General features: G+C 67.6%; 24 protein-coding genes and 1 pseudogene. 16 read left to right on the top strand and 9 right to left on the bottom strand.

Annotation, left to right across the window (positions count from 1 at the left end):
- Positions 1–4: 4 nt before the first annotated feature.
- The 4 genes from AWC17_RS28295 (at position 5) to AWC17_RS28280 (ending at position 2,760) form a co-directional block, all read left to right on the top strand.
- Positions 5–259, top strand: coding sequence for a cell division/environmental response transcriptional regulator (locus AWC17_RS28295; protein WP_046185670.1), 255 nt, complete (start codon positions 5–7; stop codon positions 257–259).
- A gap of 149 nt (positions 260–408) precedes the next feature.
- Positions 409–510: a 30S ribosomal protein bS22 gene (locus AWC17_RS28290; protein WP_003402602.1), complete on the top strand. Its 102-nt coding sequence runs from the start codon at positions 409–411 to the stop codon at positions 508–510.
- A 52-nt stretch (positions 511–562) separates the two neighbouring features.
- Positions 563–1,690, top strand: coding sequence for an SDR family oxidoreductase (locus AWC17_RS28285; RefSeq protein WP_046185671.1), 1,128 nt, complete (start codon positions 563–565; stop codon positions 1,688–1,690).
- Positions 1,672–2,760, top strand: coding sequence for a lysophospholipid acyltransferase family protein (locus tag AWC17_RS28280; protein WP_141224830.1), 1,089 nt, complete (start codon positions 1,672–1,674; stop codon positions 2,758–2,760). The genes AWC17_RS28285 and AWC17_RS28280 overlap by 19 nt, the downstream gene beginning before the upstream one ends.
- 65 nt (positions 2,761–2,825) lie before the next feature.
- Here AWC17_RS28280 and cmaA2 read toward each other — a convergent pair whose 3' ends face one another.
- From cmaA2 to AWC17_RS28255, 5 genes are all read right to left on the bottom strand, one after another.
- Positions 2,826–3,752: a cyclopropane mycolic acid synthase CmaA2 gene (cmaA2, locus tag AWC17_RS28275; protein WP_046186726.1), complete on the bottom strand. Its 927-nt coding sequence runs from the start codon at positions 3,750–3,752 to the stop codon at positions 2,826–2,828.
- A gap of 10 nt (positions 3,753–3,762) precedes the next feature.
- Complete coding sequence (locus AWC17_RS28270) at positions 3,763–4,272, bottom strand: FAS1-like dehydratase domain-containing protein (RefSeq protein WP_046186725.1); 510 nt, start codon at positions 4,270–4,272, stop codon at positions 3,763–3,765.
- Positions 4,273–4,317: 45 nt separating this feature from the next.
- A complete protein-coding gene (locus AWC17_RS28265) occupies positions 4,318–5,226 on the bottom strand; it encodes an HAD family hydrolase (protein ID WP_046186724.1) in 909 nt (302 codons plus the stop codon).
- Positions 5,227–5,416: 190 nt separating this feature from the next.
- Entirely contained in the window at positions 5,417–5,707 is a 291-nt protein-coding gene (locus AWC17_RS28260) for a WXG100 family type VII secretion target (protein ID WP_046186723.1), read from the bottom strand.
- Positions 5,700–6,008, bottom strand: coding sequence for a WXG100 family type VII secretion target (locus AWC17_RS28255; RefSeq protein WP_046186722.1), 309 nt, complete (start codon positions 6,006–6,008; stop codon positions 5,700–5,702). The genes AWC17_RS28260 and AWC17_RS28255 overlap by 8 nt, the downstream gene beginning before the upstream one ends.
- Positions 6,009–6,067: 59 nt before the next feature.
- Here AWC17_RS28255 and AWC17_RS28250 point away from each other — a divergent pair.
- From AWC17_RS28250 to AWC17_RS28220, 7 genes and pseudogenes are all read left to right on the top strand, one after another.
- A pseudogene (locus AWC17_RS28250) lies at positions 6,068–6,456 on the top strand (glutaredoxin family protein).
- 7 nt (positions 6,457–6,463) lie between these two features.
- Complete coding sequence (locus AWC17_RS28245; protein ID WP_047322676.1) at positions 6,464–7,834, top strand: glutamyl-tRNA reductase; 1,371 nt, start codon at positions 6,464–6,466, stop codon at positions 7,832–7,834.
- Positions 7,835–7,847: 13 nt separating this feature from the next.
- The gene (gene hemC, locus AWC17_RS28240; protein ID WP_046185631.1) at positions 7,848–8,792 is read left to right on the top strand and encodes a hydroxymethylbilane synthase; all 945 of its coding nucleotides are present in this window, start codon (positions 7,848–7,850) and stop codon (positions 8,790–8,792) included.
- A gap of 23 nt (positions 8,793–8,815) precedes the next feature.
- Entirely contained in the window at positions 8,816–10,471 is a 1,656-nt protein-coding gene (locus AWC17_RS28235; RefSeq protein WP_047322675.1) for a bifunctional uroporphyrinogen-III C-methyltransferase/uroporphyrinogen-III synthase, read from the top strand.
- Positions 10,471–11,451 (top strand): porphobilinogen synthase, encoded by a 981-nt coding sequence (gene hemB / locus AWC17_RS28230; RefSeq protein WP_082123129.1) that lies wholly within the window; start codon positions 10,471–10,473, stop codon positions 11,449–11,451. The genes AWC17_RS28235 and hemB overlap by 1 nt, the downstream gene beginning before the upstream one ends.
- A 1-nt stretch (position 11,452) precedes the next feature.
- Positions 11,453–12,025: a hypothetical protein gene (locus tag AWC17_RS28225; protein WP_046185626.1), complete on the top strand. Its 573-nt coding sequence runs from the start codon at positions 11,453–11,455 to the stop codon at positions 12,023–12,025.
- Positions 12,022–12,285, top strand: a complete 264-nt coding sequence (locus AWC17_RS28220; RefSeq protein ID WP_046185625.1) for a hypothetical protein — start codon at positions 12,022–12,024, stop codon at positions 12,283–12,285. Before AWC17_RS28225 ends, AWC17_RS28220 begins: the two co-directional genes overlap by 4 nt.
- On the opposite strand, the gene AWC17_RS28215 is transcribed toward AWC17_RS28220, so the two are convergent.
- Positions 12,272–12,709, bottom strand: coding sequence for an STAS domain-containing protein (locus AWC17_RS28215; RefSeq protein ID WP_046185630.1), 438 nt, complete (start codon positions 12,707–12,709; stop codon positions 12,272–12,274). The genes AWC17_RS28220 and AWC17_RS28215 overlap by 14 nt on opposite strands.
- A gap of 321 nt (positions 12,710–13,030) precedes the next feature.
- On the opposite strand from AWC17_RS28215, the gene AWC17_RS28210 reads away from it, so the two are divergent.
- Together AWC17_RS28210 and AWC17_RS28205 are read left to right on the top strand one after the other, a co-directional pair.
- On the top strand, positions 13,031–14,269 hold the full coding sequence (locus AWC17_RS28210) for an acyltransferase family protein (RefSeq protein ID WP_046185624.1): 1,239 nt from the start codon (positions 13,031–13,033) through the stop codon (positions 14,267–14,269).
- Positions 14,270–14,358: 89 nt separating this feature from the next.
- A complete protein-coding gene (locus AWC17_RS28205) occupies positions 14,359–15,045 on the top strand; it encodes an Rv0518 family GDSL lipase (protein WP_046185623.1) in 687 nt (228 codons plus the stop codon).
- Positions 15,046–15,063: 18 nt separating this feature from the next.
- Here AWC17_RS28205 and AWC17_RS33165 read toward each other — a convergent pair whose 3' ends face one another.
- From AWC17_RS33165 to AWC17_RS28190, 3 genes are read right to left on the bottom strand one after another with little or no spacing between them, the layout of a single operon-like run.
- Positions 15,064–15,249 (bottom strand): hypothetical protein, encoded by a 186-nt coding sequence (locus AWC17_RS33165; protein WP_046185622.1) that lies wholly within the window; start codon positions 15,247–15,249, stop codon positions 15,064–15,066.
- Entirely contained in the window at positions 15,246–17,369 is a 2,124-nt protein-coding gene (locus AWC17_RS28195; protein ID WP_197089759.1) for an acyltransferase family protein, read from the bottom strand. The genes AWC17_RS33165 and AWC17_RS28195 overlap by 4 nt, the downstream gene beginning before the upstream one ends.
- A gap of 45 nt (positions 17,370–17,414) precedes the next feature.
- On the bottom strand, positions 17,415–18,281 hold the full coding sequence (locus AWC17_RS28190; protein WP_269432129.1) for an alpha/beta hydrolase: 867 nt from the start codon (positions 18,279–18,281) through the stop codon (positions 17,415–17,417).
- 421 nt (positions 18,282–18,702) lie between these two features.
- On the opposite strand from AWC17_RS28190, the gene AWC17_RS28185 reads away from it, so the two are divergent.
- From AWC17_RS28185 to AWC17_RS28175, 3 genes are read left to right on the top strand one after another with little or no spacing between them, the layout of a single operon-like run.
- Positions 18,703–19,857 (top strand): LLM class flavin-dependent oxidoreductase, encoded by a 1,155-nt coding sequence (locus AWC17_RS28185; protein WP_046185649.1) that lies wholly within the window; start codon positions 18,703–18,705, stop codon positions 19,855–19,857.
- Between the two features lie 4 nt (positions 19,858–19,861).
- Positions 19,862–21,217, top strand: coding sequence for an MFS transporter (locus AWC17_RS28180; protein WP_046185650.1), 1,356 nt, complete (start codon positions 19,862–19,864; stop codon positions 21,215–21,217).
- A 54-nt stretch (positions 21,218–21,271) separates the two neighbouring features.
- Positions 21,272–22,012 carry a class I SAM-dependent methyltransferase gene (locus tag AWC17_RS28175; RefSeq protein ID WP_141224829.1) on the top strand — a complete coding sequence of 247 codons (741 nt, stop codon included), beginning with the start codon at positions 21,272–21,274 and terminating at the stop codon, positions 22,010–22,012.
- Positions 22,013–22,027: the final 15 nt, after the last annotated feature.

Genomic DNA, 22,027 nt, shown 5'->3' with positions numbered 1-22,027 from the left:
TGCGATGACGTCTACGAACGGGCCATCGGCGCGAGATTCTGCTGGTAAGCGGGACACCGGTTCCGGCGAGGGCCAGCAGGGTAGGACACAATTTCTGACGGTCGCCGAGGTGGCGGCGCTGATGCGGGTCTCGAAGATGACGGTGTACCGGCTGGTGCACAACGGCGAGCTGCCCGCGGTCCGGGTTGGGCGGTCTTTCCGGGTGCACGCCAAGGCGGTGCACGACATGTTGGAGACGTCTTACTTCGACGCGGGCTGACCTGAAACTGGCTGTGCGCCCGGTGCGCGCGCAGCCAGTCGTGCGCTTCGCGGTTACGCGGCGGTCATCGACGCCGGTTTGGTGTTCGGTGCGTCCCGCCGGGTAAAGTGTCCGAGTCCAAGCAGGTCACGGGTCAGATAGCGGAGTTCATGGGTTCAGTAATCAAGAAGCGGCGCAAGCGCATGTCGAAGAAGAAGCATCGCAAGTTGTTGCGCCGCACCCGGGTGCAGCGCAGAAAACTCGGCAAGTAAGGCCCGCCCGCGGCGTAGTGCTGCGGTCTCCTCCGGTCGATAGGCTGTCTTGGTGGATCAGTCGAGTGGGGAAGGCGCCGGAACCGGCGACACCGCGAGCAACACGGTGCATTACCCCAAAGTGGTGCTGGTTACCGGTGCGTGCCGGTTCCTGGGCGGCTACCTGACCGCTCGGCTCGCGCAGAACCCGATGATCAATACGGTCATCGCGGTGGACGCGATCGCGCCCAGCAAGGACATGCTGCGCCGGATGGGCCGTGCGGAGTTCGTTCGTGCCGACATCCGTAATCCCTTCATAGCCAAGGTGATTCGCAACGGCGACGTCGACACGGTGGTGCACGCGGCGGCGGCGTCGTACGCCCCGCGGTCCGGGGGCACTGCGGCGTTGAAGGAAATCAACGTGATGGGCGCGATGCAGCTGTTCGCGGCCTGCCAGAAGGCGCCCTCGGTGCGCCGCGTGGTGCTCAAGTCGACGTCTGAGGTGTACGGGTCCAGTGCGCACGACCCGGTGATGTTCACCGAGGACAGCACCAGCCGTCGGCCGCTGCGTGGCGGTTTCGCCAAGGACAGCCTCGACATCGAGGCCTACGCCCGCGGACTGGGACGGCGCCGGCCCGATATCGCCGTGACGATCCTGCGCCTGGCCAACATGATCGGACCGGCGATGGATACCACGCTGTCGAGGTATCTGGCCGGGCCGTTGGTGCCCACGATGTTCGGCCGCGACGCACGACTGCAGTTGCTGCACGAGCAGGATGCGTTGGGCGCGCTGGAGCGTGCGGCGATGGCCGGCAAGGCCGGCACCTTCAACATCGGCGCCGACGGGATCATCATGCTGTCGCAGGCGATCCGCCGGGCCGGCCGGATTCCGTTGCCGGTGCCAGGTTTTGGCGTCTGGGCACTGGATTCGCTGAGGCGGGCCAATCGCTACAACGAGATCAGCCGCGATCAGTTTGCCTACCTGAGTTACGGCCGGGTCATGGACACCACCCGGATGCGCTCGGAACTCGGCTACCAGCCGAAATGGACAACGGCCGAGGCCTTCGACGACTACGTCCGCGGCCGCGGCATGACTCCCATTATCGACCCGCATCGGGTACTCTCCTTGGAGGGTCGTGCCATATCTTTAGCTCAGCGCTGGGGTAGCCGAAATCCAGTTTCATGGGGTGGGGTCAGGTAGGTATCGTGGCGGGTGAAACCAGAGCGAATGTCATTCCACTGCATACGAATCGGGGTCGGGTAGCGGCGCGTCGGAGAGCCGATCAACGCGCGGAGTCATCTCGCCAGCATCCTTCCTCGCTATCGGATCCAAACGGTCGGGCGTCCGCCGAACAGATCGCCGCTGTCGTCCGCGAAATCGATGAGCACCGGCGTGCCGCGGCCGCGGGGTCGGCGGAGGTGCCGCTCAACGAACTGGCTCAACGCGTCGCCGCGGTGGCCGGATTCATGCGCCAGCGGCTCATGGGTGACTACACCGTCGACGAGTTCGGCTTCGATCCGCACTTCAACAGCGCGATCGTCCGGCCGTTGCTGAGGTTCTTCTTCCGGTCGTGGTTCCGGGTCGAGGTCAGCGGTGTCGAAAACCTGCCCAGCGACGGGGCCGCATTGTTGGTGGCCAATCATGCCGGGGTGTTGCCGTTCGACGGGCTGATGCTGTCGGTGGCCGTCCACGACGAGCATCCCGCGCAGCGGGACCTGCGGTTGCTGGCCGCCGACATGGTGTTCGACCTGCCCGTGGTGGGTGAAGCCGCCCGCAAGGCGGGCCACACCATGGCCTGTACGACGGACGCGCACCGGCTGCTCGCCGCCGGCGAGCTGACCGCCGTGTTCCCGGAGGGTTACAAGGGGTTGGGGAAGCGCTTCGAGGACCGCTACCGGTTACAGCGGTTCGGCCGCGGGGGCTTCGTGACGGCGGCGCTGCGCACCAAGGCGCCCATCATCCCGTGCTCGATCATCGGTTCGGAAGAGATCTACCCGATGCTGACCGACGTGAAGTTGCTGGCGCGGTTGTTCGGCCTGCCCTACTTCCCGATCACGCCGTTGTTCCCGCTGGCGGGGCCGGCTGGCCTGGTGCCGCTGCCGTCGAAGTGGCGCATCGCGTTCGGTGAGCCGATCTACACCAACGACTACGCCGCTTCCGACGCCGACGACCCGATGGTCACCTTCGAGTTGACCGACCAGGTGCGCGAGACCATCCAGCAGACGCTGTACCGGTTGCTCGCCGGCCGTCGCAACATCTTCTTGGGCTGAGGCTCTTCGTTTTCTGACACGAAAACGCCCCGGAAGCAACGGCTTCCGGGGCGTCCTCGGGCGAATTACTTGACCAGCGTGAACTGGCAGACGTTCGTGTAGCCGTCGCGGAACAGGTCCGAGCAACCCCGCAGGTAGTGCAGGTAGATGTCGTAGGTCTCCTGCCCCTTCAGGGCGATCGCCTCGTCCTTGTGTGCCTCGAGCGCATCCGCCCAGGCCGTCAACGTCGGAACGTAGTTCTTGCCGATGAAGTGATGGCGCTCGATCTTGAAACCGGCCTCGGTCGAGTACCTGTCGACCTGTTCGACCTGAGGCAACCTACCGCCCGGGTAGATCTCCTTCAGGATGAAGCTGATGAACCGCAAAAGGGTCATCGTCGTCTTCAGCCCCATTTCCTTGCCCTCCTCGGCGGTGGGCACCACGATGCTGTGCAGCAGCATCCGGCCGTCGTCGGGCAGCAAGTTGTAGAACTTCTTGAAGAAGACGCCGTAACGCTCGTATCCGGCATCGCCCGCTCCGTCGGCAAAGTGCTCGAACGCGCCCAGCGACACGATGCGGTCGATCGGTTCGTCGGGGAATTCCTCCCAGCCCTGGATTCGCACCTCTTTACGGCGGGGGCTGTCCATTTTGTCGAACTCAGCCACACAGTGGGCGTACTGGTTCTCGCTGAGCGTCAGGCCGATGACGTTGACGTCGTACTCCTGCACCGCGTGCCGCATGGTCGAGCCCCAGCCGCTGCCGATGTCGAGCAGCGTCATGCCGGGCTCGAGGTTGAGCTTGTCCAGGGCGAGCTTGCGCTTCGCGTACTGCGCCTCTTCCAGCGTCTTGGTCAGATGCTGCGGGTCCGGCTTCTCGTCAAAGTAACCGCAGCTGTAGGTCATCGACGGGTCAAGCCAAAGCTTGAAGAATTCGTTCGACTTGTCGTAATGGGATCGGACCGCCTCGACCGGCGGCTTCAGCCGGGTGCTACCCGTTTCCCCCTGTGACGTCATTGAATCGAACCTACTTTCCGGCTGATATGGATGCAATTGCGGCCACCGTTGCTTCAGTGTCGGCTTCGGTTGATGCTTCCCCCAGCATCGTGACGACGCTGGTGATAAGCGGGTTCCCATCGACATCGGTCACTTCGCTGCGGATCTCAGCGAGCACGGTGCCATGGGATTGGATCACCGAGTCTAGATAGGTGTCGAAGTACAGTTTATCGCCCGCCACAATAGGCCGGTAGAATTTGAATTTCTGATCGCGGTGGATCACCCGGGCGATATTAATCGGGATGCTGAACTTGGTGAAGATCTCCAGCTGCACGCGCCGTCCGGCGATAGCGAGGAACGTCAGCGGAGCCACCAGCGAGTCATATCCCGCGGCGGCGGCCTCGGCCTCGCTGTAGTGCGTCGGATGGTCGTCCTTGATCGCGAGCGCGAACTCCCGGATTTTCTCGCGTCCGACAAGGAAGTAATCCGGTGCCCGGTAGTGGCTGCCGATGAGTCCTTCGGCTTCTTTGGGGGTCGTCATGCCGCTGTCGCTCTCCGCTCGAATAGGTCTCAGCGGCGCAGCCTATCAGCGCGATTGCCGCCGGGACGCCACAGCGGCCAGTGCGCCGCCGGCCGCCCCCAGCGCCAAAGCTGACGGCACCCCGATCCGGGCGGCCTTGCGGGCCGTGCGAAAGTCGCGGATCTCCCAGCCGCGTTCGCGGGCCAGGGTGCGCAGCCGGGCGTCGGGATTGATGGCGACGGCGGTGCCCACCAGCGACAGCATGGGCACGTCGTTGAAGCTGTCGGAATAGGCGGTGCAGCGTTTGAGGTTGAGACCCTCCCGGATCGCGAGCGAACGCACCGCGTGGGCCTTGCCGGTGCCGTGCAGGATGTCGCCGACGAGGCGGCCGGTGAATACGCCGTCGACCGACTCGGCGACGGTGCCCAGGGCGCCGGTGAGGCCGAGCCGGCGTGCGATGGTCGCCGCGAGTTCGTAGGGGGTGGCGGTGATGAGCCAGACCTGCTGGCCGGCGTCGAGGTGCATCTGCGTGAGCTCGCGGGTGCCCGGCCAGATCTTGTCGGCGATGATCTCGTCGTAAATCTCCTCGCCCAGGGCCACCAGCTGTTCGACCGATCGGCCCTCGATGAAGGTGAGGGCTTTGCGCCGGCCGGCGGCGACGTCGTTGCTGTTCTCCTTGCCGAGGACCTGGAATTTGGCCTGGGCATAGATGAAGCCGAGCACATCGCGATACGTGAAGTAGTTGCGCGCCGCGAGCCCGCGGCCGAAGTGCACCGCCGAGGAGCCCTGCACCAGCGTGTTGTCCACGTCGAAGAAGGCGGCCGCGGTCAGGTCGATCGGCGGCTGCGGGCGGTCCTCGGCGGCGGCGGTGTCCGCCTGTAGGCCTTCCAGCGCGCGGGCGGCGCTGGCGTCGGCGGCCAGCGACTCCAAGTCAACGTGACTGACGTCTCCGTTGACCGGGTCAGAGGAAGTCATCGCCAAACCTCCTAGATCGCTGTGTTGCCCGGCGACCCAGTGGGTCCCGACACCAACCCTATCCGGCAGGCGTGGGGGAGGGCTGTGCATGCCCGGTGCGCTCACGTCCGATCCTCGATACCCCGCGCTGTCGAGTGTCACGCCAGCTTCACGCTCGTAGGCTGAGCGAAAGTCGCCCGGCGCCCTCAGCTCACGACCACATGCCCAGATTCGTCGATATCGCGCCCGTGTAGTTGCCGTGCGCGGTCGCGGCGGCCTTCTTCAATTGCGCCAGCGCCTCGCGCATCATCGCCTCGCCGCGCACCCAGTGCTGATGCGCCTCGGCATGAGCCGCAGCAGCTTGACCCGTCCAGGCCGTGTGCAAACGCGTTACCCGAGAATCGATTTCGGTGATCATGTCCTCGGCGTAGCGCTGAAACGCCGCCATCCGCTGCACCGCATCGGCCAACGCTTGAGGGTCCACCCGAAACGCCTCAGCCACCGCGCACCGCCCGCTCCGCCTGGGCGGACCCGGCCTCGTTGGCCTGGTAGCCCTCGCCGGCCTGGCCCACCAGGTGCGCCAACATCGACAACCCGAGCTGTACCTCGCGAGCCCCCCGATGCCAAAGCTCCCACGCCGAGGCATACGCCGTCCCCGACGCTCCTTGCCAGCCGCCCAACATCTGTCCCACCTGATCGCCCAGCTGGGCCAGCTGACCCGAAAGATGCTCGGCCGCACCGCTAAGCGAGACGGCAAAGCCCTGCATCACCACAGGATCAACCCGCACAGTGTCGTCGGCCATAACCGGAACATAACGCCTGGTAGATGGCCCCACAAGTCACCGATGCCACACTGGTGCCCATGACCGAAGCGACCCGCCGGCCGCAGGTGGAGCTGTTGACCCGCGCCGGCTGCACCATCTGCGAACGCGTGCACGACCGGCTCACCGAACTGGCCGTTGAGCTGGGCTTCGACCTCTCGACGACCGATGTCGACGCCGCCGCGTCGGCCGGCAGTCCGGCGCTGCGGGCCGAGTTCGGCGACCGGCTGCCCGTGGTCCTGCTCGACGGCCGCGAGCACAGTTACTGGGATATAGATGAGGCCCGGCTGCGCGCGGACCTGGGCCAGTGAGGTCTCGCGAGCGCCGGAGCCCGCCGGCCGCCGGGCAATTATTTGGTAGCCCACCTGATAAACGATTACCTTGGAACCCAGTTCAGTTACTGGAGGAAGCAAGGGAGCTGGCCAGGTGATGCTGCCGTGAGCGTCTTGCTTTTCGGGGTTTCGCACCGCAGTGCGCCGGTCTCCGTCCTGGAACAACTCACCATCGACGAATCCGATCAGGGCAAGATCGTCGACCGGGTGCTGCAGTCGCCGCTGGTGACCGAGGCGATGGTGCTGTCGACATGCAACCGCGTCGAGGTCTACGCCGTGGTGGATGCGTTCCACGGCGGGTTGGCGGCGATCGGGCAGGTGCTGTCGGATCACTCCGGAATGTCAATGGGGGACCTGACCAAATACGCGTACGTCCGCTACAGCGAGGCCGCCGTCGAGCACTTGTTCGCGGTGGCCAGCGGTCTGGACTCCGCGGTGGTCGGTGAGCAGCAGGTGCTCGGCCAGGTGCGCCGCGCGTACGCCACCGCGGAAACCAATCGCACCGTCGGCCGGGTGCTGCACGAGCTGGCCCAGCGGGCGCTGTCGGTGGGGAAGCGGGTGCATTCCGAGACCGCCATCGACGCGGCCGGCGCCTCGGTGGTCTCGGTCGCCCTGGACATGGCCGAACGCCGGCTGGGCGGCCTGGAAGGCAAGACCGCCGCGCTGGTCGGCGCCGGCGCGATGGGCGCCCTGGCGGCGGCCCACCTGACCCGCGCCGGCATCCGGCATGTGCACGTCCTGAATCGGTCGTCGTCCCGGGCGCAGCGGTTGGCCCGCAAGATCCGCGAGTCCGGCGTGCAGGCCGACGCGATGTCACTCGACCGCTTGGCCGACGCGGTGGCGGATGCCGATGTCATGGTCAGCTGTACAGGCGCGGTGAGCCCGGTGGTCACGCTCGCCGACGTGCACCACGCGCTGGCCGCCGCGCGCCGCGACGAGTCGGCCCGTCCGCTGGTGATCTGCGACCTGGGGATGCCGCGCGATGTGGACCCGGCGGTCGCCGGTCTGCCCGGTGTCTGGGTGGTCGACGTGGACCGGGTGCAGCACGAGCCGTCGGCGCACGCCGCGGCCTCGGATGTCCACGCCGCGCGCCACATCGTGGCGGCCGAAGTCGCCGCCTACCTGGCGGGGCAGCGAATGGCCGAGGTCACTCCGACGGTGACCGCATTGCGCCAGCGCGCCGCCGACGTGGTGGAGGCGGAGCTGCTGCGCCTGGACAACCGGCTGCCCGGCCTGGAGAGCGCCCACCGCGAGGAGGTGGCGCGCACCGTGCGGCGGGTGGTGGACAAGCTGCTGCATGCGCCCACCGTGCGGATCAAACAACTCGCCAGCGCCCCCGGCGGCGACAGCTACGCCGAAGCGTTGCGCGAACTCTTCGAACTTGACCAGACCGCCGTCGATGCCGTTGCCGCAGGCGAATTACCCGTCATATCAACGGGATTCGACGTCGGAACGCAAGAACCGTCCGCCGAGTAGCCGATTGGCGAACGTGATCCGGATAGGTACCCGGGGCAGTCTCTTGGCCACCACCCAGGCCGGCGTCGTCAGGGACGCCTTGATCGCCAACGGTCATCCCGCGGAGTTGGTGATCATCACCACCGCAGGCGACCGCTCGTCGGCGCCGATCGAGACCCTGGGCGTCGGCGCCTTCACCACCGCGCTGCGCGAGGCCATCAACGACGGCCGCGTGGATGCCGCGGTGCACTCGCACAAGGATTTGCCCACGGCGGACGACCCGCGGTTCACCATCGCGGCGATACCGCCCCGCAACGACCCCCGCGACGTGGTGGTGGCCCGCGACGGGCTGGTGCTCGCGCAGTTGCCGGCGGGCTCGCTGGTGGGCACGTCGTCCCCGCGCAGGGCCGCACAGCTTAGAGCATTGGGTCTCGGTTTGGAAATCCGCCCCCTACGAGGCAACCTAGATACCAGGTTGAACAGGGTACGCAGTGGTGATCTTGACGCGATCGTGGTGGCCCGGGCCGGATTGGCCCGGCTCGGTCGCCTCGACGATGTCACCGAGACGCTAGAGCCGGTGCAGATGTTGCCAGCACCGGCTCAGGGCGCGCTCGCCGTCGAATGCCGCGCCGGTGACGGGTTAGCGGCAGTGCTGGCGGAGTTGGACGACGCCGACACGCGCGCGTCGGTCATCGCGGAGCGAGCCCTGCTGGCCGAACTGGAGGCGGGTTGCTCCGCACCGGTGGGCGCGATCGCCGAGGTGGTCGAGTCCATCGATGAGGACGGCCGCGTCTTCGAAGAGCTGTCGCTGCGCGGATGCGTGGCGGCGCTGGACGGGTCCGACGTGATCCGCGCGTCCGGCATCGGGTCCGCTGATCGGGCGCGAGAGCTGGGGGTATCGGTCGCCGCAGAGTTGTTCGAACTCGGCGCCCGAGAACTGATGCAGGAAGCGCGGCAGGACCCGGCACGAGGAAATTAATTGCGAGTGACGTGGGAGCGACAATGACGACGCGAGGGCGTAAGCCGAGACCCGGCCGCATCACGTACGTGGGTTCCGGTCCCGGCGATCCGGGGCTCTTGACCACCCGGGCCGCCACGGTTTTGGCGAATGCCGCTCTGGTGTTCACCGACCCCGACGTGCCGGAGCCGGTGCTGGCGCTGATCGGCAAAGACCTGCCACCGGTTTCCGGCCCGGCGCCCGCCGAGGCGGCTGCCGGGAACGGCGAGGCCGCCGCCGGCGGCGGAGAGCAACCCGCGGTGATATCGGCCGGTCCCGATGTCCGCCCGGCGCTGGGTGAACCCGCCGAGGTGGCCAAGACGCTGACCGCCGAGGCCCGTACCGGCGCCGACGTGGTGCGGCTGGTGGCCGGTGACCCGTTGACGGTCGACGCGGTCACCACCGAGGTGAACGCCGTCGCGCGGAGCCACCTGCACATCGAGATCGTGCCCGGGCTGGCACCCACCGGCGCCGTGCCCACCTACGCGGGGCTGCCGCTCGGCTCGTCGCACACCGTTGCCGACGTGCGCGGCGACGTGGACTGGGAGGCGCTGGCTGCGTCGCCCGGCCCGCTGATCCTGCAGGCCACCACGTCGCATCTGGCCGACGCGGCGCGCACCCTGATCGAGCACGAGCTGGCCGAGACCACGCCGTGCGTGGTGACCGCGCAGGGCACCACCTGCCAGCAGCGTTCGATCGAAACCACGCTGGGCGGTTTGACCGACTCGGCCGTGCTGGGCGCGACGGACCCGGCGGGCCCGTTGACCGGGCCGCTGGTGGTCACCATCGGTAAGACGGTGGCCAGCCGGGCCAAGCTGAACTGGTGGGAGAGCCGCGCACTGTACGGCTGGACCGTGTTGGTGCCGCGCACCAAGGATCAGGCCGGCGAGATGAGCGAGCGGCTGACGTCCTACGGTGCGCTGCCGATCGAGGTGCCGACCATCGCCGTCGAGCCGCCGCGCAGCCCCGCGCAGATGGAGCGCGCCGTCAAGGGCTTGGTCGACGGCCGCTTCCAGTGGGTGGTGTTCACCTCCACCAATGCGGTGCGCGCGGTGTGGGAGAAGTTCGGCGAGTTCGGTCTGGACGCCCGTGCTTTCTCCGGCGTGAAGATCGCCTGTGTCGGCGAGTCGACGGCCGACCGCGTCCGGGCGTTCGGGATCAGTCCCGAGCTGGTGCCGGCCGGCGAGCAGTCGTCGCTGGGTCTGCTGGACGACTTCCCGCCCTACGACAGCATTTTCGACCCGGTGAACCGGGTCCTGCTGCCGCGGGCCGACATCGCCACCGAGACGCTGGCCGAGGGACTGCGTGAACGCGGTTGGGAGATCGAGGATGTCACCGCCTACCGGACGGTGCGGGCGGCCCCGCCGCCGGCGGAGACGCGGGAGATGATCAAGACCGGCGGCTTCGACGCCGTGTGCTTCACCTCCAGCTCCACGGTGCGCAACCTGGTCGGCATCGCCGGCAAACCGCACGCGCGGACGATCATCGCCTGCATCGGTCCCAAGACCGCCGAGACCGCCGCCGAGTTCGGCTTGCGGGTGGACGTGCAGCCCGAGACGGCCGCTGTCGGTCCGCTGGTCGACGCTTTGGCCGAGCACGCCGCGCGGTTGCGCGCCGAGGGCGCGCTGCCACCGCCGCGTAAGAAGAGCCGCAGGCGCTAGTGGCCTATCCGCGGCAGCGCCCGCGCCGGCTCCGCTCCACCCCCGCGTTGCGTCGTTTGGTGGCGCAAACGTCTTTGGAGCCAAGGCATTTGGTGCTGCCGATGTTCGTCGCTGACGGTATCGACGAACCACGGCCGATCGCGTCGATGCCCGGCGTTGTGCAGCACACCCGCGATTCGCTGCGCAGCGCAGCCGCCGATGCCGTCACCGCAGGGGTGGGCGGGCTGATGCTGTTCGGCGTGCCTCGTGACGAGGACAAGGACTCGACGGGATCGGCCGGCACCGACCCCGACGGCATCCTCAATCTCGCCCTGCGGGACCTGGCCAAGGATCTCGGCGACGCGACGGTTTTGATGGCCGACACCTGCCTGGACGAATTCACCGACCACGGCCACTGCGGCGTCCTGGACGCCAGGGGTCGGGTGGACAACGACGCCACGCTGGCCAGATACGTGAAACTTGCTGTGGCACAGGCTGAATCGGGCGCACACGTGGTCGGGCCGAGCGGGATGATGGACGGCCAGGTGGCCGCGATCCGCGACGGACTGGACGCCGCGGGCTACACCGATGTGGTGATCTTGGCCTACGCCGCGAAATTCGCCTCGGCGTTCTACGGCCCGTTCCGCGACGCGGTCAGTTCCAGCCTGTCCGGGGACCGGCGCACCTATCAGCAGGACTCGGGCAACTTCCGCGAGGCGCTGCGCGAGATCCGGTTGGATCTCGACGAAGGCGCGGACATCATCATGGTCAAACCGGCGATGAGCTACCTCGACGTGGTGGCCGCCGCGGCGGACGTCTCACCGGTGCCGGTGGCCGCCTACCAGGTCTCGGGGGAGTACGCCATGATTTGCGCTGCGGCCGCGAACAATTGGATCGAAGAGCGCGTCGCTGCGCTGGAGTCGTTGACCAGCATCCGCCGCGCCGGAGCCGATATCGTGTTGACCTACTGGGCCGCGGACGCGGCCGGGTGGCTTTCGTGAGATGGGGCTTGCTTTGAATTCCGAGACGACAGCGAGGGGCGCCGAACCGAAGCCGTTGTTCTACGAACCGGGCGCCAGCTGGTGGTGGGTGGGATGGGGCCCGGTAGCCGCGGGCGCGATGATCCTGATCGAACTCTGGAGTGGCGCCCCTGTGTCGTTCGTGATTCCGGTGATCTTCCTGGTCCTGGTGTCGGGGTTCGTCGGGTTGCAGATCAAGGCGGCGCGGATCCACGTCTCGGTCGAACTGACCGAAGACGCCCTGCGTCAGGGCACCGAAACCATCCTGGTGCGCGAGATCCTCAAGGTGTATCCCGAACCCGAGAACCACGAAGCCTCCGGGAAGGAGCTGGCCCGGTGGCAGTCGGCGAGGGCGCTCGGCGAATTGGTCGGGGTGCCCCGCGGCCGGATCGGCATCGGCCTCCAGCTCACCGGAAAGCGCACCGTGCAGGCCTGGGCGCGCCGGCATCGTCAGCTCCGCGCGGCGCTGACCCCGCTGGTGCAGGAGCGGGTCGAGCCCGCCCGCTCAGATGCCTTCGACGCCGATCGTGACGACGACGCCGGATCCGCACAGTGAGCGCCCGACAGTGGAGCACCAGGGCCCTGGTCGAACTTGGCCTGGCCTGCGCGGCGCTTGTCGGCGCGGGAGTGAGCTGGTCGCGTTCGCATCACCCGGTGACGGTGGCGCCCGTCGCGGACGGGCAGCCGTTCACCACGTCAATGGTGTATGACCCTCAGCTGCTGTTGCTGACCCTGCTGCTGCTGACCAGTGCAGGGGTGCTGGCGGTGGTCGGAACCGCCAGACAGCGCCGCGAGCGGCGTTCTACGACGTCCTGACCAGCGGCAGTACCAGACGACGACGCCTGGCGACGGCGTCGGCCACCTCGTGCAGCGCCTGGGGCAGCGAGCAGGTGCTCGAAAAATCGGTCCCGTCACCGCAGTCACCCAGCAATTCGGTGACCGCCGGGCCCGCGACCAAGGTCCACTGCACCCCTTCGGCGCGGCAGTCCTCATCGAAGGTCTCCAAGAGCGAAATACCCGCCGCAGAAAATTGGCTCACATCGCCCATGTCGAGCACCACACGGTCTTCACCGAGGATGAAACGCCGAATGTGGTCGCCCACTTGGTGGGCATTGAAGGCGTCGATTTCACCCCGAATCGTCACCACGGTGGCCAGCTGCCGACGGTGGGCCCGCACCCAAGCGCCGCCGCAGTGAAAGATGCCGTTTTGCTCCCGCGTCAGAACGTCGGCGATCGTCATGAACACCCCTCGCTCTCCGTGGCGTTCGCTATGCCTTTGACGCTAAACCGCAAGCTTAAGGAGGGTGAAAGCGGCACCTAACGTTTCGCTAAGAAGCAATTCTCACCGCGATTTTCGCGGTATCCGAGCAAAGCCCCGCCGGCGCCCATTTTCGGCGAAATACGGCATGCCACACCACCACCGTCCGCGCGTCGGGGCCGTTGCGCTGCTAGGCTGCCAAGGCTACCGGTTGCGAGGCGGGGGCTTGTGACATCGCGTGGTCGCCCGGTCAGCCGAGCGATAAGGCGAACGGAACAGCAGAGTCCAGGCGGAAAGAGCATCGTGCGCGGCGCAGAGATCAGGGGAGAGATCAAAGCCCTGACGGGACTCCGCATCGTCGCCGCTCTGTGGGTCGTGCTGTTTCACTTCCGGCCGATGCTGGGCGACGTGGGGCCCGATTTCCGCGACGCCCTTGCGCCGGTGCTCAACTGCGGGGCCCAAGGCGTCGACCTCTTCTTCATCCTCAGCGGATTCGTCCTGACCTGGAACTACCTCGACCGGATGGGCCGGTCCTGGTCGGCGCGCGCGACCCTGCACTTCCTGTGGCTGCGGCTGGCCAGGGTGTGGCCGGTGTACCTGGTCACCCTGCACCTCGCCGCCCTCTGGGTGATCTTCACCCTGCACGTCGGCCACGTGCCGTCGCCCGACGCCGGTCAGCTCACCGCGATCAGCTATGTGCGCCAGATTCTGCTGGTGCAGCTGTGGTTCGTGCCGTTCTTTGATGACTCGAGTTGGGACGGGCCGGCCTGGTCGATCAGTGCGGAATGGCTGGCCTACCTGATCTTCGGCTTTCTGGTGCTGGTGATTCTGCGCATGAAGCAGGCGACGCGGGCGCGGAGCCTGATGGTGCTGGCGTTCGCGGCCGCGTTGCCGCCCGTGGTCATGTTGCTGGCCAGTGGCCACTTCTACACGCCGTGGAGCTGGTTGCCGCGGATCGTCACGCAGTTCGTCGCCGGCGCGCTGGCCTGCGCCGCCGTGCGCAGGCTGCGGCTGACCGATCGCGGTCGCCGCGTCGCGGGCTACGTGTCCCTGCTGCTCCTGGGCGCCATGGTCGCCGTCCTCTACTGGTTCGACGCGCACCCGATCTCCGGTGTCGTGGAGAACGACAGCGGCGGGGTGGTCGACATCCTGTTCATTCCGCTGGTGATCACGCTGGCCATCGGCGTCGGCAGCCTGCCGAGGGCGCTGTCAACCCGGTGGATGGTGTACGGCGGCCAGATCTCGTTCTGCCTGTACATGGTTCACGAGCTGGTGCACACCGCGTGGGGATGGTCCGTCGAGCAGTTCGAGCTGCGGCCGCAGGACAATCCGTGGAAATGGAACGTCATTGGCCTGCTCGCGATCGCCGTGATTATCTCGATCGTGATGTATCACTTCGTCGAAGAACCCGCCCGCCGCTGGATGCGCAGGATGGTCGACGTCAAAGCCGTGACCGCGAGAAGCGGGCCCGAAGAGGCGCCGAGCGGCAAGGTCCATCCGATCGACCGCTCGCTGGAAGCGGTTTCGGCCCGCGCCGTGTGACGGTTGCCTCAGCGCCCGGCCGCGAGCCCGGCGGATAATCGATGAAAATGCGGTGGCACATGACGATGCCGTTGACAGGGGAGGTAGGAGTGAGTCGTCTGGCCACCTTTGTCATCGGTCTGACTTTTCTGGCGGGCATCGGCATCGCATACCCGGCTCAGGTGCGTACTTATGACACCTTGACCCTGGATTTCCGGTTGAACCACGTGGCTGTGGTCGGGGACTCATATACCACCGGCACCGGCGAGGGTGGGCTGGGCCCGAGGTCATGGCCCGCTCGCGCCTGGGACGCGCTCGCCGCGCGGGGCGAACGGATCTCGGCCGACGTCGCGGCCGAGGGCAGGGCCGGCTATGGCATGCCGGGCGACCATGGCAGCGTCTTCGAGGATCTGACCGCCAGGGCTGTGCAGGGCGACGACGTGCTGGTGGTGTTCTTCGGCTCCCGAAACGACGAGACCATCGATCCGGGTGTGGTCGCTCAAAAGGCCCGCAGCACATTCGATTTGGCCCGTCGTCTGGCGCCGGCCGCACGGTTCCTGGTGATTGGGCCGCCCTGGCCGACCGCCGATGTGCCCCTACCGATGCTGCAGGTTCGCGACGTTCTGGGCGCGGCGGCCGGGTCCGTGGGGGCAACGTGGGTCGACCCGATCGCTGAACGCTGGTTCGTCGGCAGGCCCGACCTGATCGGCGCGGACGGCGTGCACCCGAACGACGCGGGGCATCAATACATGGCGGACAAGATCGCGCCGCTGATCCGCACGCAGCTGTCGACCTGAGTAATTCGCTCGGGCGGTTCAGTCTTCGGCGTGCCGCTCGTAGTCCCATCGCTCCAGGCGGGCTTGCAAGTTCAGCAAGCCGAACCCGGCGATCGGAGCCGCGGCCGCAATGCAGACCAGCAGTAGCTGAGTCATCCCCGGGACCTCCCAAAACCCTTCTCTGATATGACGTTCGTCGGCCACCAGAAGTTCATTGCCGCTCACCCACCCGCCAGGGCGCGGTCTGCCAGCGCGCCCATCACCGGCGCCAGCAACTGCGCGTACTCGGTCGTCACGTGGTTGTCGTCGCGGAACACCAGAGTGTTGCCGACGATCATCGGGCACCGGTCGGGGGTGCAGAACAGGTCGGTGAGATCCGCGTATTGGCCGCCGCCCGCCGCAGTTGCCGCCTGCTCGGCGGCGATGCCGTCGTCGTTGACCGCGGCGGACCGCGGCGGTGCGCAGGCGGCTGCGTCGTCGAGGTGGGCGGAAAGGCAGGTGGGCAGGGAGGAATGGGGATCCGGGGCGGGGCCCAGAATCAGCACCGCCGCACCGGTGCTGCGCAACTGCGCCACGGTGCGGCCCAAGGTGTCGATCCACGCCGGGTCGTAGGAGGTGAAGCTGAAGTCCGCGCCGTAGCGCCGGCTCATGTCCACGACGACCAGGCGCGGGTGTTCGGCGGCCACGCGTCCCATGATCTGGCTGCGCCATTGTTCGCACTCGGTGTACTCGCGGCCCAGGTATGGGCTCACGATGCGCAGATCCTGCAGCGGGCAGGTCACTTTCGCCAGCGTCTCCAACCGCCAGTGCCGTTGTTCGGCGACCTGCTGGAAGGCCGGGTCCCACATGGCGGCGTGCGAGTCGCCGATCAGGGCGACGGTCGTCGTCGAGGCGAGATCGCCTGTGGCGCACTCATTTTGCCCGACCTCGCGCCAGGAGCGCACGCACCCGTTGACGAAGACGGCGGCCTTGTCGGCAGGCGCTTTGGCAAGCGGGGGATCCAGATTGGCGGGAACGGCTTTCAGGTTCGCCGACGCGGCGACGGCGGCGCGCACCTGAGCGAAGGCCTGACGAACCGCCGCCTCTTGCGCGCTGACGGTCGGGACGGTGCTTGGCGGTACCGCGAGGATGTTGGCCCGCGGGGCGGCCGCCCCATGACCGGCCGGCACCGGCACGACGTTCAGCAGCAGCATGCAGGCGCAGGCCGCGGCCGCGCTGGCGGCGCCGGCGAGGGCCAGGCTGGCCTTCGCCGACCGGCGCAGGGCGGCGGCGAACCGGCCGGGGTTCTCGACCAGATGCAGGGTGATGATGGCGAGCCCCGCGGAGACGGCCGTCGCGGTCAGCCTGGCCGGCAGGCCGGCCGGCTCACCGAGCAGCGCCGGCATGAGCAGCAGCACCGGCCAGTGCCACAGGTACCAGGAATAGGAGATCCGGCCGATCGCGCGCATCGCCGGCCGGCACAGCAGTCGGCCGGCCCCCAGGCCGCGCGTGACGCTGCCGCCGCCGATGACGAGCGCGGTGCCCAGCACGGGCATCAGTGCCGCGGTGCCGGGGTAGGGGGTCCCGGCGTCCAATTGCGTACAGGTCAGCAGGATCAGCGCCAGACCGCCCCACCCGGCGATCGATGCGGTCAGCAGCGACAGGTGACGCCAGTGCTGGATCGACAGGGCCAGCAGTCCGCCGGCGGCCAGCTCCCAGGCGCGGGTCGGCAGGGAGAAGAACGCCCAGGGCGGCGCCGTCCGGGTCCACAGCACCGCCGCGGTCAGCGACACCGCCCCTACCAATCCCAGGGCCACCGCATACGGTGTCGGCCGCGCCGCGGCGCCCCGCAGCGGTGGGATGCGCCGGACCAGCCAGGCCGTTCCGATGATCAGCACCGGCCACACCAGATAGAACTGCTCCTCCACGCCGAGTGACCAGTAGTGCTGGAACGGTGACGCCAGGTGCGGGGCCAGGTAGTCGGTGCCCTGCGTGGCGAACCGGTAGTTGCCGACATAGAGGGCGCTGGCGATGCCGTCGAGGAACACGCTTCGCGCCTGCAGCGGCGGCAGCACGACGGCCGCACCGATCGCGGTGATGACGCCGACGACGGCGGCGGCCGGCAGCAGGCGACGGGCGCGCGCCCCGTAAAAGCGGCCCAGCGCAACGGTATTCGTGGAGCTCACTTCGCGGAACAGCAGCCCGGTGATGAGGAAGCCGGAGATGACGAAGAACACGTCCACCCCGATGTAGCCGCCGGTGACACCCGGGATGCCCGCGTGGTAGAGCACGACCGCGATGACCGCGACGGCCCGCAAGCCCTCGATGTCGGGGCGAAATCCGGTCCGCTTCACCGCCCGCTCCACTTGGCGGGTGGGGAGTTGGTTCGGCCGGACGGTCATCGGTCTCCGCTAGGACGCCATCCAGGCAAGTTCGCCGGGCAACTGTGCCCGCCAGTAGCCGATGTCGTGGCCGCCGATCGAGAAGCTGCCCGCCGGCGGCGTTTTCAGCTGATTAACGAATTGCCGGGTGGCGAAATAGAACCGGTCGAAGGTGCCGCAATCCACGCGCAGCGGAATCTGCGACAACGCCGGCACGCCCATCACGCTGTTCTGCGTCCAGTCGTCGTAGCTGTCGAAGGCCTTGGGAGCGCTTTCGGCGAACGAGTCGTACAACGCCGGGCTGATGGCGCAGATCCCCGCGGTCCGCGCCGGCCCGAGCTTGGCGCCCAGGTGCAGCGCCCCGTATCCACCCATCGACCACCCCATGAGGCCCACCCGGGAGGTGTCGAAACCCATCGTCGAGAGCATCGGCAACAGCTCTTCGAGCACCATCGCGCCGGAGTCGGTGCCGTCGGCCCGTTTGTGCCAGTAGGAATCGCTGCCGCCGTCGACGCCCACCACAGCGAACGGCGGCTTGCCCTCCTTGACCAGTTGGGCGAGGCCCTTCTCGACACCGCAGTCGAGCATCATGTTCGCGTCGCCGTCCTTGCCGTGCAGGGCGATCACCGGACGCAGCATCCCGGTTTGGCCCGGCGGCAACGCGATCACGTAATTCGTCTTCACGCCCCCGCGGGCGGCGGAGACGAACGAACCGGTCAGCTTGGTCGGCAGGTTGCTGCTCGCCGCCGACGGCTCGAACGGCGCCGGAGCTTGCGGCAGTGTCGCGGCTAGCGGTCTGACCGGATCGAGCAGGGCGCTTAGGGCGAACACGCCAGCGGCTCCCAGGCCGGTGCTGGCTCCCATCCGCAGCACCGCCCGGCGTGTCAGGTCAGGCATGATCGCAATGATGCCGCGCTGACCGGGCATTGCCGCCCGAGCCACGCCGAAATGGAAGCATTGTGTGATCTCGCGTTATCTGCCGGTCTCCAACCGGTTACCTGCGATGCACCGGATTTCCGCCCAAGGGTGGGCCTAGCGGCCGAGTTGCGGCACCGTGATAGGGCCATCATCATCGCGCCGACCGGTGTGACGGTGCCGGCTAACGCCGATCCTATCCCTTTGTGCCGCAACAGAAGTCAACTGGGATGCGACGAAGCGGCGCGGAGATCGATTCGCCCCGCCCACCGCCTCCCCGCCATGGCGCCACCGCCGCCGGGCGGGGATGCAATCTCCACGGTTTCAACCCTCCCGCGCTGGAGGCAAGTTTCGCAGGATGGAGCTTTCGTGCTCCGCGTCGTGGATTGAAAGAGGATTGAGGATGAGTCTGGCGTTCCATTGGTTCCTGCCGACCTACGGCGATTCCCGGAACTTGGTGGCGGGCGGGCATGGCACGCCGATGTCCGGCGACCGGCCCGCCACGCTGAAGTACCTGCACCAGATCTGTGCGGCCGCCGAACACAACGGCTTCGAGGCGGTGCTCACACCCACGGGATTGTGGTGTGAGGACGCCTGGTTGACGACGGCGATGCTGGTCGAGGCCACCGAGACGCTGAAGTTTCTGGTCGCCTTCCGGCCCGGGCTGCTGAGCCCCAGCCTGGCCGCCCAGATGGCCGGGACCTTCCAGCGGCACTCGGGTGGGCGGCTGCTGCTCAATGTCGTCACCGGCGGCGAACCGCACGAGCAACGGGCCTACGGGGATTTCCTGGACAAGGAGGCGCGGTATGCGCGCACCGCCGAGTTCCTGCACGTGGTGCGCCAACTGTGGACCTCATCGGAGCCGGTCACCTTTGCGGGAGAGCACATTCGCATCGAGGGCGCCCAGCTGAACAACCCGCCCGATCCGATACCGGCGGTGTTCTTCGGCGGATCGTCGGCGTCAGCCGGTCCGGTCGCCGCGCAGCACTCCGACGTGTATCTCACCTGGGGGGAGCCGGTGAACGCGGTCGCGCAGAAGCTCGACTGGATCCGTGGGCTGGCCGTGGACGCCGGCCGAATCCTGCAGTACGGCTTGCGGATTCATGTGATCACCCGCGACACCTCCGAGCAGGCGTGGGCCGAGGCCGACCGGTTGCTGGCGGCTGTCGACCCGGCCGACGTCGAGCGGGTGCAGGGCAGCCTGGCCCGCAGCGAATCGGAGGGGCAGCGCCGCATGCTCGACCTGCATGGCGGTAGCAGCGGTCGACTGCTGGTCGGACCCAATCTGTGGGCCGGCGTGGGCCTGGTCCGCGGGGGAGCGGGCACCGCGCTGGTCGGGTCGCACGCCGAGGTCGCCGAACGGCTGTCTGAATACGCGAAACTCGGCATCACCCACTTCATCCTGTCGGGATATCCGCACCTGGAAGAGGCTTACTGGTTCGGCGAGGGCGTCCTGCCGCTGCTGGAGCGACAGGGCCTGTGGCGTCACCCCAACCGGCCCAACCGCCAGTCGCATCCGGTATCGGCGACGCCGTTCGCGGTCGCCTCGGCCCACTAAGGCCATGGCGGCCACCTTGCCGGCGCCCGCGACCGGCGCGCGCCGCAACGCGATCGCCGACGCGGCCGACGAATCCGCCGCGCAGCAACGCCGGCGCCTGCGCGTCGTCATCGCGGCCAGCCTGTTGGGCACCACCGTGGAGTGGTACGACTTCTTCCTCTACGCGACCGCCGCGGGCCTGGTGTTCAACAAGGTCTTCTTTCCCAGCGAGAGCTCTTTGGTCGGCACGCTACTGGCCTTCGCGACATTCGCCGTCGGGTTCGTCATGCGGCCGGTAGGCGGGCTGGTGTTCGGCCACATCGGCGACCGGATCGGCCGCAAGCGCAGCCTGGCGCTGACCATGCTCATCATGGGCATCGCCACGGCGTTGATCGGGGTGTTGCCCACCGCCGCCCAGATCGGGGTGTGGGCGCCGCTGCTGCTGTTGGCGCTGCGGATCTTGCAGGGTTTCGCCCTCGGCGGCGAATGGGCCGGTGCCGTGTTGCTCGCTGTGGAGCACAGCCCCGAAGGCCGGCGCGGCCGCTTCGGCGCGATTCCCCAGATCGGCCTGGCGCTCGGATTGGCATTGGGCACAGGCATATTCGCATTCCTGCAGATCTCCTTGGGTCCGGCCCGCTTTTTCGCCTACGGCTGGCGCATCGGTTTTCTGCTGAGCCTGTTGCTGGTCGTGATCGGCGTGGTGGTGCGGTTGCGGGTCGACGAGACACCGGCCTTTTGCGAGCTGCGTAACCTGGAGGCCACGGCCACCGTGCCCATCCGTGAGATCGTCCGCGAACCCCGGTCGCGGCGAAACACCGTGTTGGGCTTGCTGTCTCGCTGGGCCGAAGGCTCGGCGTTCAACACCTGGGGCGTTTTCGCGATCAGCTACGCCACCGGAGCGTTGGGCTTCAATCGGGTGTCGGTGCTGGTGGTGGTGACCATCGCGGCCCTGTTGATGGCGATACTGCTGCCCGTGTCCGGCGCGCTGACCGACCGGTTCGGCGCCCGCAGGGTCTATCTGGTCGGTGTGGCCTGCTACGGCATCGCGGCGTTTCCCGCCTTCGCGCTGTTCGGCACGAGGAACCTGGTCTGGTTCGGGGTGGCCCTGATCGTCGTTTTCGGTGTGGTGCATGCGCTGTTCTATGGGGCGCAGGGCACGCTGTACTCGTCGCTGTATCCCACCAGCACCCGCTATACCGGTCTGTCGTTCGTCTATCAGTTCTCGGGCATCTACGCCTCCGGCGTTACCCCGATGATCATGACCGCGCTCATCGCGGCCGTCGGCGGCGCGCCATGGCTGGCGTGTGGGTATTTGGTGGCGACGGCCGTCATCAGCGTGCTCGCCACGGCACTGATCCGCGAGCAAGACCTGCACCTCTGAGCTGTCTCGGCAGTAGTGTCGTTCCCGTCGGAGTCGCGAGGAAGCGAGCACACAATGACTGACGCGAACGTCGCCGGTTTCGAACCGCTGTACGACGAGGCCGAACAGACCGGCCGCCGGATCCCCTGGGACATCGGCGGCCCGCAGCCGGCGGTGCAGCAGTTGGTGGCATACGGCGGGATCCGCGGCGAGGTACTCGATCCGGGCACAGGCCCAGGCCATCACGCCATTCACTTTGCAGCGCAAGGATATTCGGCAACCGGGATCGATGATTCGGCCTCGGCCATCGAGCGCGCCAAACACAACGCCGAGCGGGCCGGAGTCCAGGTCGACTTCCAGGTGGCTGACGCCACCAAGCTCGAAGGGTTCGAGGGCCGATTCGACACGGTGGTGGACAGCGCGTTCTATCACGTGTTCCTGAACGACGAGGTTATCCAGACGCGGTACGCGCAGGCGCTGCACCGGGCCACCAAGCCCGGGGCACGTCTGTACATGTTCGAGTTCAGCCCCCACAACGTCAACGGCCTTCAGTGGACCGCCATACCCGCCGACAACTTCGAGCGGGTGTTCGGTGCCAACGGCTGGCGCATCGACTATCTGGGCGGCACGACCTACCAGGCCCGCTTCCTCAAGGAGACGTTCGACGCCATGAAGGAATTCGCATCCGAGCAGCAGGGCGAGATTCTGCAGCGGATGCGGCCGCTGGTGCATCGGCTGGGCGTTATCGACCCGCTTCTGGAGGACCACCGCGTGCACCTTCCGGTGTGGTCCGTGGTGGCCACCCGTCTGGACTGATCACGGCCGCAAGGT

This window comes from Mycobacterium nebraskense (assembly GCF_002102255.1).
Classification (GTDB): domain Bacteria; phylum Actinomycetota; class Actinomycetes; order Mycobacteriales; family Mycobacteriaceae; genus Mycobacterium; species Mycobacterium nebraskense.
The sequence above is the reverse complement of the archived record's forward strand: the minus strand, read 5'-3'. Positions and strand labels throughout refer to the sequence as shown.